14 protein-coding genes are annotated in these 15663 nt (G+C 72.4%); 10 read left to right on the top strand and 4 right to left on the bottom strand.

What is annotated here, in order from left to right; translation table 11 throughout:
- The first annotated feature begins 208 nt into the window (after positions 1-208).
- Complete coding sequence (locus tag DEJ50_RS20750; protein ID WP_150209456.1) at positions 209-1573, top strand: carbohydrate-binding protein; 1365 nt, start codon at positions 209-211, stop codon at positions 1571-1573.
- Positions 1574-1595: 22 nt separating this feature from the next.
- Here DEJ50_RS20750 and DEJ50_RS20755 read toward each other — a convergent pair whose 3' ends face one another.
- Positions 1596-3155: an N-acyl-D-amino-acid deacylase family protein gene (locus DEJ50_RS20755; protein WP_150209457.1), complete on the bottom strand. Its 1560-nt coding sequence runs from the start codon at positions 3153-3155 to the stop codon at positions 1596-1598.
- A gap of 11 nt (positions 3156-3166) precedes the next feature.
- A complete protein-coding gene (locus tag DEJ50_RS20760) occupies positions 3167-4450 on the bottom strand; it encodes an alanine racemase (protein WP_150209458.1) in 1284 nt (427 codons plus the stop codon).
- Between the two features lie 140 nt (positions 4451-4590).
- Here DEJ50_RS20760 and DEJ50_RS20765 point away from each other — a divergent pair, with 140 nt between their 5' ends.
- Positions 4591-5337: an IclR family transcriptional regulator gene (locus DEJ50_RS20765; RefSeq protein WP_150209459.1), complete on the top strand. Its 747-nt coding sequence runs from the start codon at positions 4591-4593 to the stop codon at positions 5335-5337.
- Positions 5338-5360: 23 nt separating this feature from the next.
- Complete coding sequence (locus DEJ50_RS20770; protein ID WP_150212256.1) at positions 5361-5771, top strand: RidA family protein; 411 nt, start codon at positions 5361-5363, stop codon at positions 5769-5771.
- Between the two features lie 72 nt (positions 5772-5843).
- Here the strand turns inward: DEJ50_RS20770 and DEJ50_RS20775 are convergent, their stop codons facing one another.
- Both DEJ50_RS20775 and DEJ50_RS20780 read right to left on the bottom strand, forming a co-directional pair.
- Complete coding sequence (locus DEJ50_RS20775) at positions 5844-7178, bottom strand: M14 family metallopeptidase (RefSeq protein ID WP_150209460.1); 1335 nt, start codon at positions 7176-7178, stop codon at positions 5844-5846.
- 131 nt (positions 7179-7309) lie between these two features.
- Entirely contained in the window at positions 7310-9004 is a 1695-nt protein-coding gene (locus DEJ50_RS20780) for a chitinase (protein WP_150209461.1), read from the bottom strand.
- A gap of 390 nt (positions 9005-9394) precedes the next feature.
- Between DEJ50_RS20780 and DEJ50_RS20785 the strand changes: the two genes are divergently transcribed.
- From DEJ50_RS20785 to DEJ50_RS20815, 7 genes are read left to right on the top strand one after another with little or no spacing between them, the layout of a single operon-like run.
- Positions 9395-10228: a hypothetical protein gene (locus tag DEJ50_RS20785; RefSeq protein WP_150209462.1), complete on the top strand. Its 834-nt coding sequence runs from the start codon at positions 9395-9397 to the stop codon at positions 10226-10228.
- Positions 10229-10267: 39 nt separating this feature from the next.
- Positions 10268-10981 (top strand): Flp pilus assembly protein CpaB, encoded by a 714-nt coding sequence (cpaB, locus tag DEJ50_RS20790; RefSeq protein ID WP_150209463.1) that lies wholly within the window; start codon positions 10268-10270, stop codon positions 10979-10981.
- Between the two features lie 7 nt (positions 10982-10988).
- Positions 10989-12359, top strand: a complete 1371-nt coding sequence (locus tag DEJ50_RS20795; RefSeq protein ID WP_150209464.1) for a CpaE family protein — start codon at positions 10989-10991, stop codon at positions 12357-12359.
- A gap of 4 nt (positions 12360-12363) precedes the next feature.
- The gene (locus DEJ50_RS20800) at positions 12364-12774 is read left to right on the top strand and encodes a TadE/TadG family type IV pilus assembly protein (RefSeq protein ID WP_223837847.1); all 411 of its coding nucleotides are present in this window, start codon (positions 12364-12366) and stop codon (positions 12772-12774) included.
- The gene (locus DEJ50_RS20805) at positions 12774-13361 is read left to right on the top strand and encodes a TadE/TadG family type IV pilus assembly protein (protein ID WP_317852553.1); all 588 of its coding nucleotides are present in this window, start codon (positions 12774-12776) and stop codon (positions 13359-13361) included. The genes DEJ50_RS20800 and DEJ50_RS20805 overlap by 1 nt, the downstream gene beginning before the upstream one ends.
- A 15-nt stretch (positions 13362-13376) precedes the next feature.
- Complete coding sequence (locus DEJ50_RS20810; RefSeq protein WP_150209465.1) at positions 13377-14714, top strand: CpaF family protein; 1338 nt, start codon at positions 13377-13379, stop codon at positions 14712-14714.
- Positions 14715-14770: 56 nt separating this feature from the next.
- On the top strand, positions 14771-15649 hold the full coding sequence (locus DEJ50_RS20815; RefSeq protein WP_150212259.1) for a type II secretion system F family protein: 879 nt from the start codon (positions 14771-14773) through the stop codon (positions 15647-15649).
- Positions 15650-15663: the final 14 nt, after the last annotated feature.

A 15663-nucleotide genomic window follows, 5' to 3' on the forward strand; every position in this document is an offset into this window, starting at 1 on the left:
ACCTCCCTCGGATACCCCCCGGACCCCCATCCTCCGGCGGGCGGGACATGAACGCACGTCGACCACCGGCCTCCCGTCCGCCGCCCGCCCGTGCGCCGCGGCCATAACGCCGGGGCAGGGGCCAACTGACAGCTCCCGGCCGCCCGTTCGGATTCCTACGGTTTCCGCAGACCCCCACCGCTCCTGACGGAACCCGAGGAGAATCCCCATGCACAAGCGACACGCCCGCGTGGCGTGTACCGCCCTGGCAGCCGCCGGACTGCTGCTCGCCGGGCTGCAGACCGCCACCGGAACCGCCGCCGCGCACACCGCCGCCGCGGACACCGCCTCCGCCGCCGTGGCACTGCGTGCCGCCGATGCCCGGCCCGAGCTGCTCTCCGCCCTCCAGCGCGATCTCGGCCTGACCCCCGCGCAGGCCAGGGCCCGCCTGGTCAACGAGGCCGAGGCCGGAGCCACCGCCGCCCGGCTCCGTGACCGGCTCGCCACCGCCTTCGCCGGAGCCTGGGTGGACGGCGCGGACGCCGGCACGCTGACCGTCGCCACCACCCGCGCCGCCGACACCGCCGCGATACGGGCCGCCGGGGCCCGCCCCGAGGTCGTCCCGCACACCCTCGCCGCGCTCGACACCGCCCGGGCCGCCCTGGACCGGGCCGCCGGCGCCGCCACCCCGGTCCGCTACACCGACCCGCGCACCAACACCGTGGTCGTCGAGGAGACCGAGCCCGGGGCCGCCGCCCGGCTGCTCGCCGCCACCGGCACCGATCCCGCACTGGTCCGCGTCGTCCGGGCGGCCGAGGCCCCGCGCCCGCTCTACGACCTGCGGGGCGGGGACGCGTACTACATGAACGGCAGCGGGCGCTGCTCGGTCGGATTCCCGGTGACCAAGGGGACCGTCCAGGGCTTCGCCACCGCCGGGCACTGCGGCCGTGCCGGGACCGCCACCAGCGGCTACAACCGGGTCGCCCAGGGCACCTTCCAGGGCTCGGTGTTCCCCGGCAGCGACATGGCCTGGGTCGCCGCCAACAGCCAGTGGACCGCCACCCCGTACGTCAAGGGCAGCGGCGGAGCGAACGTGCAGGTCACCGGCTCGGTGCTACAGCCCGTCGGGTCCTCTGTCTGCCGGTCCGGCTCCACCACCGGATGGCACTGCGGGACCATCCAGCAGCACAACACCAGCGTCACCTATCCCGAGGGCACCATCTCCGGGGTCACCCGCACGACGGTGTGCGCCGAGCCCGGCGACTCCGGCGGCTCCTACATCTCCGGCAGCCAGGCCCAGGGGGTCACCTCCGGCGGCTCCGGGAACTGCTCCAGCGGCGGCACCACCTTCTTCCAGCCGCTGAACCCGCTGCTCCAGGCGTACGGACTGACCCTGAAGACCACCGGCAGCGACCCCGGCCCGGGCCCCGGCCCCGGCGACCCCGAGCCGGGCGGCACCTGGAAGGCCGGCACGGTCTACAAGGCCGGCGACACCGTCACCCACGGCGGCGCCTCCTACCGCTGCATCCAGGGCCACCAGGCCCAGACCGGCTGGGAGCCGCCGAACGTCCCGGCGCTCTGGCAGCGCCTGTAGCCGTAGCTGTAGCTCCCCGTGCTCAGCGCGGCGGGGTGCGACGGACGGAGCGCCCGGCCAGTACATCGGTCCGGCGCCCGTCCCGCATCACGAACCGCCCGTCGATCAGCACGTACGGGATCCCCACGGGCAGCCGCCGGGGGTCTTCGTACGTCGAGCCCGCCGCCACCGTGTCCGGATCGAAGAGGACCAGGTCGGCCCGGTGGCCCTCGCGGACCAGTCCCCGGTCGGGCAGCCGCAGCCGGGCCGCCGGCCGGCCCGTCAGGTGCGCCACGCACTCCTCCAGCCCCAGCACCCCCAACTCCCGTACGTACCGGCCCAGATAGTGCGGGAAGGTGCCGTACGCCCGCGGGTGCGGCTTGGCGCCCAGCAGGATGCCGTCCGAGCCCCCGGTGTGCGCCGGATGCCGCATGATCGCCCGGACGTTCTCCTCGTGGCCCACGTGCTGGAGCACCGCCGTGCCCAGCCGGTCCGCCAGCAGCAGGTGCCGGGCCGTGGCCCAGCCGTCCAGCCGGCGCCCGGTGTACCCCGACAGCGCCGGATCGCGCACCCCCGACACCTCGATCGACGGCCAGTCCACCGGCACCCCGTGGCAGCCGTCCGCGCCCTCCACCTCCAGCGCGTACCGGATCCGCTCCGCCTCCCGGTCGTCCCGCAGCCGGTCCAGCAGTGCCGCCGGCCCGCCCTCGGCCGCCCAGCTCGGCAGCAGGGCGGCCAGCGTGGTGCAGCCGGGGGTGTACGGGTAGGTGTCCAGGGTGATGTCCACGCCGGACGCCAGGGCCCGGTCCAGCAGGTCCAGCAGCTCCCCGGCCCGGCCCGCGTTCTCGGCGAAGTTCATGGTGGCGTGGGCCAGGTGCAGGGCGCAGCCCGCCTCCGCCGCCAGCGCGACCATCTCGGCGTACGCGGTGAGCGCGCCCCGGCCGTAACTGCGGTGGTGCGGGCAGTAGTAGCCGCCGTAGGAGGCCACCACCCGGCACAGTTCGGTCAGTTCGGAACCGGAGGCGTACATGCCGGGGGTGTAGGTCAGCCCCGAGGACATCCCGACCGCGCCCTGCGCCAGCCCCTCTGCAACCAGGGTGCGCATCCGGTCCAGCTCGGCGGCGGTCGCCGGCCGGTCCTCCCAGCCGAGCGCGTACGCCCGTACGGTGCCCTGGGGCACCAGGTAGGCGGCGTTGACGGCGATGCCCCGGTCGAGCCGGTCCAGGTAGTCGCCGACGGTCCGCCAGTCGACGTCGAGGTCCTCGCCGGTCCCGTTCCAGCCGGCGATGGCGGCGCGGACCTCGGCGAGGGTCCGGTCGTCCACGGGCGCGTACGACAGCCCGTCCTGGCCCAGGACCTCCAGGGTCACGCCCTGGGCGGCCTTGGCGCTGTGGTCGGGGTCGCGGAGCAGCGCGAGATCGCTGTGCGCGTGCATGTCGATGAAACCGGGAGCGAGCGCGAGGCCGTGCGCATCGATGGTCTCCCGGCCCGGCGGGACATGCCCGATGGCCGTGATCCGGCCCTCGTGCACCCCGACATCGGCGGTGTACGAGGGCCCGCCCGTGCCGTCGACGACCCGGGCCCCGCGGATGACCAGGTCCATGGCCGGGAGCCCTAGAAGAAGGTCCGGATGCAGTCGGTGACCGTGCCGTCGGCCTCGACCACCGGGATCAGCGGCCACTTCTCGAAGATGGTGCACGGGTGGGCCATGCCCAGCGAGACCCAGTCCCCGACCTCCAGACGGGCCTCCGGCCCGGTCTCCAGCCAGGCGTGCTGATCGGACAGCTTGGTCACGGTGATCCCGGTGCCCGGCCGCTCGCTCCCGTCGGCCCCGCGCACCGCGACCACCTGCGGCAGCCCCAGGTCGTAGGCGATGTCGCGCTTGCCGGCGTTGACGAAGGCCTGACCGGGGTTGGGCCGGGAGACCACCTGGGTCCAGAGCCGGAAGGCCGGCAGCAGGCCGCCCTCCTCCGGGACCCGGTTGAAGGGGGTGAGGCCGGAGTACCAGCCGTGGTCGTGGGAGATGTACGCGCCGGAGCGGAGCAGCTTCAGGACCGGCCGGGACAGCCCGGGGACCTCCGCGAACACCTCGGCGACGGCGTCGAACCACTCGCTGCCGCCCGCACTGACGATGATCTCCTCGGTCTCCGTGACAGCGGAGAACAGCCCGCGCTTGTCGAGGTCCGCGGCCAGTGCGGTCAGCCGGCGCAGCCACTCCCGCACGGTGACGGCGTCGGCGCCGGGCATGGTGGCCTCGTAGCCGGCCACCCCCACCAGGCGGAGCCGCCCGGAGGCGGCGACGGCCTCGGCCACGGCCACGCACTCCTCCTCGGTCCGGACCCCGGTCCGGCCCTCGGCGCCGGCACCGAGCTCCACCACCACGTCGACCACGGCCTCCTGGCCGGCCAGGGCCGCGTCCATCAGCTCCACCCCGCGCACGGAGTCGACGTAGCAGACGAAGCGGAACTCCGGGTCGGCGAGCAGCTGGGCGGCCACCCAGCGCAGGGCCGCGGCGTCGACCAGCTCATTGGCCAGGAAGATCCGCCGGATGCCGAAGGCCCGGCAGACCCGGGCCTGGTGGGGCATGGCGACGGTGATGCCCCAGGCGCCCTGCTCCAGCTGCCGCTCGAACAGCTGCGGGGCCATACAGGTCTTGCCGTGCGGGGCGAACGCGAGCCCGTGCCGGGCGCAGAACGCGCTCAGGGCGGCCAGATTGTGCTCCAGCGCATCGGCGTCGAGGGTCAGTACCGGGGTGGTGAACCCGCCGGTGTACAGGCCGCGGCGCTCGGCGGCCAGCTGTCCGACGGTCAGTCCGGCGGCCTCGGCGTCCGGGGGGAGCCCCTTGAACCGGTGGTCGACCACCTCGTCGGCAAGCCGCCGGATCGCTTCGCTGGCCATTCGGTTCCTCCCAGGGTGTTGCATGTTGCGTGCTGTGCAACGGTCGTTGCGGATGCCGCTCGCTGCTGTCTAACATCCGAGGTGACGGCGGGTCAACGGCGGGCCGATGCCGCCCGGCCGGGAACAGGAGCGGACACGGCATGAGCCAGTCGGTGGAGCGGGCGCTCCGGATCCTGCCGGTCCTCGCCCAGGGACCCACCGGCCTCGGCGAGGTCGCGCAGGCCCTGGAAGTGCACAAGAGCACCGCGCTGCGCCTGCTGCGGACCCTCCACGAACACGGCCTCGTCTACCGCCAGGCCGACGGCCGGTACCGGCTCGGCGCCCGGCTGTTCGCCCTGGCCGCCGAAGCGGTGGAGAACCTGGACGTCCGCGCGATCGCCCACCCCCACCTCGCCGCCCTCAACGCCCGGACCGGCCACACCGTGCACCTCGCCCTGCTCCAGGACGACGAGGTCCTGTACGTGGACAAGGTCGACAGCCGCTACCCCGTCCGCATGTACTCCCGCATCGGCCGGCCCGTCCCGCTCACCGTTGCCGCCGTTGCCAAGGTGCTCCTCGCCGACCTGGACGACACCGAACGCCGGGCCCTGGCCGAGCGGATCGACTACCCCCGCTACACCGCCCGCTCGACCCCGGACGCGGAGGCCTTCCTCCGCGAGCTGGAGCTCGTACGCGCCCAGGGCTGGGCCACCGACCTCGGCGGCCACGAGGAGTCCGTCAACTGTGTGGGCGCGCCGGTGCGCGGGCCCGGCGGACGGGTGGTGGCGGCCGTCTCCGTGTCGGCGCCCAGCGTGGTCGTCACGGGCGAGGAACTGCTGGAGCTGCTGCCGCAGGTGCTCCGCACCGCGGAGGACATCGGCCATGACTACTCAGGAGAGAGCGCATGAGCGAGAACACCGGGAAGAGCGAGATGACCGAGAAGACCGCCGTTACCCCCGCCACCCACCCCGCCCCGCCGGCCCGGTTCTCGCACGGGGTGCGCAAGGGGAACCTGCTCCAGGTCGCCGGCCAGGTCGGCTTCCTTCCGCACGTCGAGGGCCGGCCGCCGACGCCCGCCGGGCCGACCCTGCGCGAGCAGACCCTCCAGACCCTGGAGAACGTCCGGTCCGTGCTGGAGGAGGGCGGTGCGACCTGGGACGACGTGATGATGATCCGCGTCTACCTGACCGACACCGGCCACTTCGCCGAATTGAACGAGCTCTACAACGCCTACTTCGAGGAGCAGGCCCTGAAGGCCCCGCCGGCCGCCCGGACCACCGTCTACGTGGGCCTGCCGGCCGGCCTGCTGATCGAGATCGACGCGCTGGCGGTCCTCGGCTGACACCGCGAAGGGGCGCCCCCCTGGCGGTGGGGCGCCCCGGCCGGTCCGGCTGCCCGGATTCAGACGGCGGACTCAGACGCAGTACTGCGATTCCTTGCCGATGGACCGGTACATACAGTCCGCGTTCTCCAGCAGCTGGAGCACGGCGTCCCGGTTCCGGCTGGTCTCGCGCTCGATCACCTCGTCGGGCGGGTAGAACCCGCCGCCGCCCGAGCTCGCCGGGTACATCTCGAAGGTGTAGCCGAAGATCTTCTGGTTGCCCCACAGCCAGTCGTCGATGGTGCCGTCCGTGATGTAGAGGTCACTGGACTGCTCGGCGGTGTAGCCGTTGCTGGCCGCCATCTTCTGGCCGACGGCCTTGAAGGCGCCCAGGTCGTCGGCCGTCAGGCCGGGGGCGGTGTCGTTGTAGGTGTAGCCGAACGGCCACAGCACCAGCTCGCTGTAGGTGTGGAAGTCGATGGCGGCCTTGATCTGCTGCTTGCCGCCCACCACCCGGCTGCGGACGAAGTCCGAGACGGCCTTCACCTCGGGGGCCGACTCGGCGGCCGGGCCGCGGTAGGTCTCGGAGCTCTTGCTGCCGCTGGAGCCGCCGCAGCAGCCCCACTTGTAGTTCCAGTTCCGGTTCTCGTCGGTGCCGACGTAGGAGGAACCGGAATTGGGCTGCCGGTTCTTGCGCCAGGACCGGTAGGAGCCGGTGGCGATGTCGTACTCGCCGCCGTCCGGGTTGAGGTCCGGGATGATCCAGATCTCCCGCCCGTTGACCATGTTGGTGATCCGGGAGTCGGTGCCGTAGTCCTCGCCGAACTCGCGCAGCAGGTACAGGGCCATCTCGACGGTCAGGTGCTCGCGGGCGTGCTGGTGGTGGGTGAAGAGCACCTCGGGCTCGGCCTCGTCGGTGCCGACGTTGTCACTGATCTTGATGGCGACCAGATCGCGGCCCTGGTAGGACTTTCCGATCACCCGCTTGCTCATGATGTTCGGGTACTGGGCGATGCGCTGGTCGATCTCCGCGCTCATCTCGGCGTAGTTGTGGTACCTGGAGTCGGCCGAGGGGAAGTCCATCGGGGTAGCCGCGATCCCGGGCAGCGAGCGGTCCGGCGGGCCGGCGAGGGCGGTCATCTTGTAGCCGAGGGCGCGCAGCTTCCTGGCCTGGATGGTGTCGGCGCTGACCACCACGGTGTGGTCGTCCACCTCGTCGATCGACACTCCGGTGCGGGCGAGCGCCGTCCGGTCGGCGGCGGTGGCAGGCCCGTGGATCCGGTACTGGACGATGGCCTCGTCCTGGGTGGCCGTGGACGGGGTCGGCGGCGCCGATGCGGTGGCGCTCATGCCGTAGGCGGGTGCGCCGAGCGCGAGCGCCAGCAGGGCCGCCGTGACGACGGACCTCCGGCGGGTGTGTAGCCGCATGCGATCTCCTGGGTCGGGAGTGTGGGGGTAGCCGTGCGGACGCGCACAGCGTGCGCTTCTGACATGGACCGGTCAAGGACCGGAAACCGGCCACCCCCACACATGCCCGCTATGCGGCCACGGCAGCTCTGCTACGGGAGTGAATGCACCTTCGGACCCACCGCGTTGGACCAGGCGTTGCCGGCCTTCGCGTCCCAGTTCGTCGACCAGGTCATCGCACCGCGCAGCGCCGGGTAGGTCTTGGACGGCTTGAAGGAACCGCAGCTCGTGCCGCGGGTCAGGCAGTCCAGGGCGTTGTTGACCACGGTCGGTGAAACGTATCCGCTACCGGCCCCGCTGGGCGAGGCGGGCAGGCCCAGGCCCACCTGGGAGGGGGCGAGGCCGCCCTCCAATTGGATGCAGGCCAGCGCGGTGAGGAAGTCCACCGAGCCCTGGGAGTACACCTTGCCGTCGCAGCCCAGCATCGAGCCGCTGTTGTAGTACTGCATGTTGACGACGGTGAGGATGTCCTTGATGTTTAGCGCCGTCTGGAAGTACGCGTTCGAGGTCGACTGCATGTCGATGGTCTGCGGGGCCATGGTGATGACCAGCGAGGGCCCGGCCTTCTGGGAGAGCGAGCGCAGCGCCTGGGTCATGTAGGTGGCGTTGAGGCCGTTCTCCAGGTCGATGTCGATCCCGTTGAAGCCGTACTCCTGCATCAGCGCGTACGCCGAGTTGGCCAGGTTGTTCGCGGAGGCCGAGTCGTTGACCGTGATGGTCCCCTTCTCGCCGCCGATCGAGAGGATGACCGATTTCCCGGCCGCCTTCTTCGCGGCGATGTCCGCCTTGAACTGCGCCACGGTGTAGCCGCCGAGGCCCGCCGAGTCGAGGTTGAAGGTGATGGCCCCGGGTGTGGCGGTGGCATCGGCGAAGGACACCGCGATGATGTCGTACTGCGCCTGGACGTCCGAGAGCCGCTGGACGGTGGCCCCGTTGTTGAAGTTCTGCCAGTAGCCGGTGACCGCGTGCCGGGGCACGGCCGGATTGCCCGGGTTGCCGGTGTCGGGTGCCGTGGTGCCGTTGACCGGGGCGGACCTCGGTCCTTCACCCGCCTGGTTGTACGCGCTCACCTGGAGGGAGTAGGTGGTCGACGGGGCCAGACCGGTGAGCTGGGTGGTGGTTCCGCTGACCGTGGCCACCCGGGAGCCGTCCCGGTAGACGTGGTAGCCGGAGGCGCCGGAGACCGCGTTCCACGAAAGGGTGAGTGCGGTGGAGCTCTGGCCGGAAACCGCGAGTCCGGCGGGTGCGCCGGGGATCGCCGGGCCGGGGTCGGTGCCCCCGCCGCCGTCCGGGCCGAACACGGAGAACTCGTCCACGTGGTAGGCGGGCTGGCCGTACCAGCCGTGGGTGTAGACGGTGACCTGGGTGGTGTTGGGTCCGGTGGAGAAGGTGGTCGACAGCTTCTGCCAGCCGCCGCCCGAGCCGGGGGTCCAGGTGGAGACGTCCTGGGTTCCGGTTCCGCTCGCGCCCAGGTACACGTAACTGCCCTGCACCTGGGTGCTCAGGGTGTAGGTGGAGTTCGGCTTGACCGTGACGGTCTGGCTGCAGCGGGCGTTGTCCTGCCCACTCGGGGTGGCCTTGAGGGCGCCCGCCCCCGCGTACGTCGGGGAGCTGACGGCGGTTCCGCTGCCGCCGGTGCAGCTCCAGTTGGCGAGGCCGGACTCGAAGCCGCCGTTGCGGGCGACGTTGACGTCGGCGGCCTGTGCGGTACCGGTGACGAAGGCGGTGAGACCGGTCGCGGTGAGGGTGGCGGCGCCCAGCAGGGCGAGGGAGCGTCTGCGGTTCACGATGGCTCCGTGGGGGGAGTCGGGGTGGGGAGAAGGGTGCGTGGGGATCCCGCAGCCAAGGTGGTCCAGACCAATCTCGCTGTCAAGAGTCTTTACAAACTGGCTGAAAACGATCGGAGTTCCCTTCCTGCTTGTCCGGGTTTTTCGCCACCTGCGACCTCCGCTCTCCGCATGGGAATCGACAAGGCCCTGCCCTGCCGGCGAGGACGCGGATAAAGTGCTGAGGCAGGAGGGGTGGGGGCACCTCCCGGCGGCAGCCGGGGGAGCGTCGATCGTTTGCGGTCGCGCAGCATGCGCATACGCGGCGACCACAGGGACACGGCAACCACAGGGACCGGTCCCGGCGGTGGCCGGGCAGTACGGGGACGTACGGGGAACAGGGGGATTCGCGTGCCGACCGCCATCGCTGTCACCAGCGCAGACCTGGTACTTCCGGCCCCCGACCGGCACACCCCGTCGGCCGCCGTGCTGCACCCTCCCGACCGGCTCGACCTGGAGCAGGCGCTCGCCGAAACCGCCGCCCTGCTGGACCTCCACGGCCATCTGCTGGTCGTCGTACCGTCCTGGCTGCCCGCTCCCGCCGTCCGCCGGCTGCACACCGTACGCGCCATCCTCGAAACCGACCGGATCGCGCTCCTCGGCATCGATCTGCCGCCGCTCGCCACCGCCCTGCTGGTCCGTCAGCTGCGCCAGCTCACGGTGTGCGACTTCAGCCCCGGAATCATCGCCTCGGCCGCCCGGCTGCTCTCCCACTACATCCACGCCGGCGCACTGCTGAGCAGTGTGGCCAAACTCGACCGGGTCCCCGTCGACCTCAAGGCCCACGCCCGCTCCTGGGTCTCCGGCGCCCAGTTCGCCGTCCTGGCCAACCCCACACCCCACCTGGTGAAACTCGGACCGGGAGCCGTCCTCCCGCCCGGTCCCGCCTTCGCCACCCACCTCAGCTTCGCCCGCGGCCAGCTTCCCGGAGACTGGATCGCCGCCGAACTGGCCCCCGCCTGGCAGGTTCAGGGCGTGCTGGAGAACCCGCTGCCCGCCGACTCGCCCGCCTGGTGGGGCACCCCCAAGCTGATCGAGTTCGCCGCGGCCATCCCCGACATCGCGGTCCTCTACCAGCTCGTCGCGTCCGTCCGGCGCGAGGACTGCCGATGGTGCGGCCTCGAACTCATCGGCGACCGCTGCGGCTTCTGCGCCACCCAGATCCCGGCACTCTCCAGAACCTGACCCACGCTCCTGACCCACGAACGACGAGGTCCCCGGCTCATGAACTCACGCCAGCGCCGCGGCGTCATCCTGTTGCTCCTCTCGGTCCTGTGCGCCCTCGGCGCCTTCGCCGGGGTGATCTCGGTGATCGGCGAGGTCAACTCGAAGGTCGGGCCCGAGGTCGTCGCCTACCGCGTCAAGAGCGACATAGCGCCCTACACCCCGCTGGACGCCGGCCGGTTCGAACAGGTGAAGATCCCCGAGCGGTGGCGGCCGACCACCGCCGTGACCGATCTGGGCACGGTGCAGGGGAAGATCGCGGTCACCGGCCTCAAGAAGGGCTCCCTGCTCCAGTCCGACATGGTCGTGGACCGCCCCAAACTCCAGGCGGGCGAACAGGAGATCGCCATCATGATCGACCCGTCCACCGGAGTCGCCGGGAAGATCCGCCCGGGCGACCGGGTCAACATCACCGCCACCTTCAAGGGCAAGAAGGCCACCGACCCCGACCGGTCCGTGATCATCGTGGTCAACGCCAAGGTCATCGAGGTGGGCCGGCTCACCCCGGTGGAGAAGAACGGCGACCGCAAGGGCACCGGCACCGGCACCGCCGAAGCCGTGCCGATCACCTTCGCCCTCGGCAACAAGGACGTCAACCGCGTGGCCTACGCCGAATCCTTCGCCGAACACGTCCGGCTGGCCCTGCTGCCCCCCGGCACCGAGGGCTCCGTCCCGCCCGCCGACCGCTGGTACACCCTCGACGGGGACAAGTGAGGCCGGCATGACCACCCGTATCCTTCCGGCCGTCTCCGACCCGGACGCCGCCCGCGTCCTGGTCACCCTGCTCGGGCAGCTCCCGGCCGCCGAGCCGGCCGCCCCGGTCCCGGACTCCACCACCCTCCTGGACACCCTGGCCCGGCTGGCCGCCGAGTCCGTCGACGCGCTGCCCGAGGTCGTCCTCGTCCACGAGCGGATCGGGCCGCTGCCCGCCCTCGACCTGATCCGTGAAGTCGCCCTCCGCTTCCCGCCGGTGGGCGTGGTCCTGGTGACCTCCGACGCCGGCCCGGCCCTGTTCTCCGCGGCCATGGACTCCGGTGCCCGCGGCCTGGTCGGGCTGCCGCTGAGTTACGAGGAACTCTCCGCCCGCGTCCAGGGCGCCGCCCAGTGGGCCGCCGGCGTACGCCGCCACCTGGGGCGGAGCGCCGGCGGGGACGTCTTCACCGGACCGGGCACCGGCCGGGTGGCCACCGTCACCGGCGCCAAGGGCGGGGTCGGCACCACCTTCTGCGCCGTCCAGTTCGCCCTCGCCGCGGTGGCCGCCGGGCGGCGGGTGGCCCTGGTCGACATGGACCTCCAGGCCGGCGACGTCGGCTCCTACCTGGACGTGCAGTTCCGGCGGTCGATCGCCGACCTGGCCGGCATCCAGGACATCTCCCCGCGGGTGCTCGGCGACGCCGTGTACGAGCACCCCACCGGGCTCGCCCTGCTGCTGGCACCCGGCGACGGCGAACGTGGGGAGGAGGTCGACGAACGGGCCGCCCGGCTCATCGTCACCGCCCTGCGGCACCGCTACGACCTCGTGGTCGTCGACTGCGGCAGCCAGCTCTCCGCGGCGGGCGCCGCCACCGTGGAACGCGCCGACGTGGCCGTCCTGGTCACCACCCCGGACGTGGTCGCGGTGCGCGCCGCCAAGCGGACCGTCCGGATGTGGGAGCGGCTCCGGGTCCGCAAGGCCGAGGACACCACCATGGTGGTCAACCGCTGGACCAAGCACACCGAGATACAGCCCTCCCTGATCGAGAAGATCACCAAGACCCGGCCCACCCGCACCCCGGTCCCGGCGAACTTCAAGGAACTCCAGTCCGTGGTCGACGCGGGCCGGGTCCAGGACCTCGACAACCGCTCGGCGGTCAAGCAGGCGCTGTGGACCCTGGCCGGTGAACTCGGCCTGCTGCGCAGCCCGGAGGAATCCGCTCCGCCGGGCCCGGGCCACCCGGATGCCGGCACCGGCGCCACCCCGGGTGCCCCGGGGGCTCCGGGCGCCACGCTGGCGCTGCGCGCCGGGGGCCCGCCGGCCCGGACGCGCGGCGGCGACCGGGGCGACCGGGGCGCGCTGGGCTCCTGGCTCCGCCGCCCGACCCGGGAGGGCTGACCCCGTGCCCAGACCCGCCGGTACCAGCCCGACCCACGACCGCGACCGTGACCGCGACCGTGACCGCGGTCAGGTCGCCGTGGAGTTCGCCGGGATGCTGCCGTTCATCCTGCTGCTGGTCGCGGCGGTCTGGCAGTGCGTGCTGATCGGCTACGCGTTCTCCCTGGCGGGCAACGCGGCCGACGAGGCCGCCCGGGCCGGCGCGGTCACCCGCGATCCCGGTGCCTGCGCCGCGGCGGCCCAGGAGCACATCCCGGGGTCCTGGGAGACGTCCGCCGACTGCCCGGCCCCGCCCGGCACCGGCCTGTACCGGGTCTCGGTCCGCCTCCGGATCCCGATCCTGCTGCCGGGCCTGAACCTGGGCCCGCAGATCACCGGCGAAGCGGGCGCGGCGATGGAGAAGGAGACCGACTGATGCTCCCCCAACCCGGCCCGCTGCCCCACCCCGGGGCCCGGCCCACGCCCTCGTCAGCCGCCGCGTCCAGGGGCGCAGGCCGGGCCGCCAGGCCCGTGAGCCCCGCCGCAGCCGAGGTCGCGCCCGGCAGGGCCCCGGCCGGCGGCGTGCCCGCGCGCACGCCCGGGGCCGGACCCGTGCACCCGCACGGCGGGCTCCAGGCGGGGGCCGGGGGCCGTAAGGGCCGGCGGGACCGGGGGCAGGTGGCGCTGGAGTACCTCGCCTTTCTGCCGATCCTGCTGCTCATCGGCCTGGCCGGCCTCCAGCTCGGCTGGATCGCCTACGTCGAGCAGCAGGCCGAGAACGCCGCGCGGGTCGCCGCCCGTACCGCATCCCTGGACGGCATCCCGGCCGGCCAGGCCGCCGGAATGGCCGCCATCAAGGAAGGCCTGCGGGGCCGCTCCACCGTCGACGTCGGCGGCGGGGACGCCCTCACCGCCACCGTGACCATCCAGGTCACCTCCGTCGTGCCCGGCCTCAGCTTCGAGCAACGCACGCGCACCGCCACCATGCCCAACGACGACCCGAACCCGAACCCCAACCCGTAAGGGGGCCGACCTGCCATGAGCCTGCGTTCCAGGGTCAACACCCCCGACGACCGCCACAGCCCCCGCGAGGACGGCCGCCTGGTCTCCTCGTACCGCGCCAAACTCCTCGAGGAGATCGACCTCGCCGAAATGTCGGCGCTCGCGCCGACCGAGCGCCGCGCCCGCCTCGAACGCGTACTCGGCCACATCATCAGCCGCGAAGGCCCCGTCCTCTCCACCGTCGAGCGCGCCCAGCTGATCCGCCGTGTCGTCGACGAAGCCCTCGGCCTCGGTGTGCTCGAACCCCTCCTCGAAGACCCCACCATCTCCGAGATCATGGTCAACGGACCGGACCACATCTATGTGGAACGAGCCGGACGCGTCGAGCAGCTCCCCCTCCGCTTCGCCTCCCACGAGCAGCTCATGCAGACCATCGAGCGCATCGTCTCCGCCGTCAACCGCCGCGTGGACGAGGCCAATCCGATGGTCGACGCCCGCCTCCCCACCGGCGAGCGCGTCAACGTGATCATTCCGCCGCTGTCCCTGACCGGCGCCACCCTCACCATCCGCCGCTTCCCGCGCGCCTTCACCCTGCCCGAGATGATCGCCCTCGGCTCCCTCGACGAGCAGATGCTGCTGCTCCTCTCCGGCCTCGTCCAGGCCAAGATGAACGTGATCGTGTCCGGCGCCACCGGCACCGGCAAGACCACCCTCCTCAACGCCCTCTCCGGCCTGATCCCGGAGGGCGAACGCATCATCACCATCGAGGACTCGGCGGAACTCCAGCTCCAGCAGCCCCATGTGATCCGGCTGGAGTCCCGGCCCCCCAACGTCGAGGGCAAGGGCCGGATCACCATCCGCGACCTGGTCCGCAACTCCCTCCGGATGCGCCCCGACCGGATCGTCGTCGGCGAGGTCCGCGGCGGCGAGACGCTCGACATGCTCCAGGCCATGTCCACCGGCCACGACGGCTCCCTCGCCACCGTGCACGCCAACAGCGCCGAGGACGCCCTGATGCGGCTCCAGACCCTCGCCTCGATGTCCGAGGTCGAGGTCCCCTTCGAAGCCCTCCAGGACCAGATCAACAGCGCCGTCAACGTGGTCGTCCAGCTCACCCGGTTCGCCGACGGCACCCGCCGGATCACCGAGATCTCCATCCTCGACTCGCACGGCCGCGAGCCCTTCCGGATCATCACGGTCTGCCGGTTCGCCGCCCGGCCGCTCAGCGCCGACGGACGCGTCCACGGCCGTTTCGAGCACTACCCGCTGCCCCGCCGCATCGCCGAACGCCTCTACATGAACAACCAGCCGATCCCGCAGGCCTTCGGGGTCGCCGCCACCGAGGACCAGCTCACCACCCGGATCGCCCTGTGACCCAGCCCGTACTCCTCACCCTCCTCGCCACGCTCCTCGCCTGCGTCCTGCTCGTCATGGGCGTCCACGCCTATGCGAAGGGCCGCGCGCAGCGAGCCGCGCTCATCGAACGCCTCTCCGCGAGCGGCGAACCGGAACCCGCCGGGCGCCGCCGCCGGTTCCGCGCCCTGGACCGGCGCCTGCGCGGCACCGCCCTCGGCCGCCGGCTCGAACCGAAACTGGCCGCCACCGGCCTGGACCTCACCCCGGGCGAGTTCTTCGCGTACATGACCGCAGCGGTGATCGCGGTCTGGGCCGTCGCCTCCTCCCTCCTCGCGCCGTTCTTCGGCCCGGTGGCCGGCCTGATCGGCCTGTGGTCGGCGAATGCCTTCCTCAACTGGCAGCGGGCCCGCCGTACGGAGCGCTTCATCAACCAGCTCCCCGAACTGGCCCGCATCCTGGCCAACGCCACCCAGGCCGGACTGGCCCTCCGGACCGCCATCGGAATGGCGGCGGAGGAGCTGGAGGCCCCGGCCGGCGAGGAGCTCGGCCGGGTCGCGAACCGGCTGGCCGTCGGCCACTCCATCGAGGAGGCGCTCGGCGAACTCACCGACCGGCTGCCCTCCCGCGAGCTGGTCGTCCTGGTCTCCACCCTGGTGCTGTCCGCCCGCGCGGGCGGCGCGATCGTGGGCAGCCTCCGCAATCTGACCGTCACCCTGGAGCAGCGGAAGGAGACCCGCCGCGAGGTCCGCACCCAGCTGTCCCAGGTCACCGTGACCGCCTACCTGATGCCGTTCATCGGCCTCGGCTCCCTGCTGCTGGTCGACACCCTGATGCCGGGCGCCCTGGACCGGATGACCGGCTCGGTCGCCGGCCAGATCGCGGTCCTGGCCGCCCTCGGGCTGTTCGCCCTCGGCTTCGTCTCCATCCGCCGCCTGTCGAAGATCGAAGTCTGAGGGGCCGACCGCTG

The organism is Streptomyces venezuelae (genome assembly GCF_008642295.1).
Taxonomy (GTDB): Bacteria; Actinomycetota; Actinomycetes; order Streptomycetales; family Streptomycetaceae; genus Streptomyces; species Streptomyces venezuelae_C.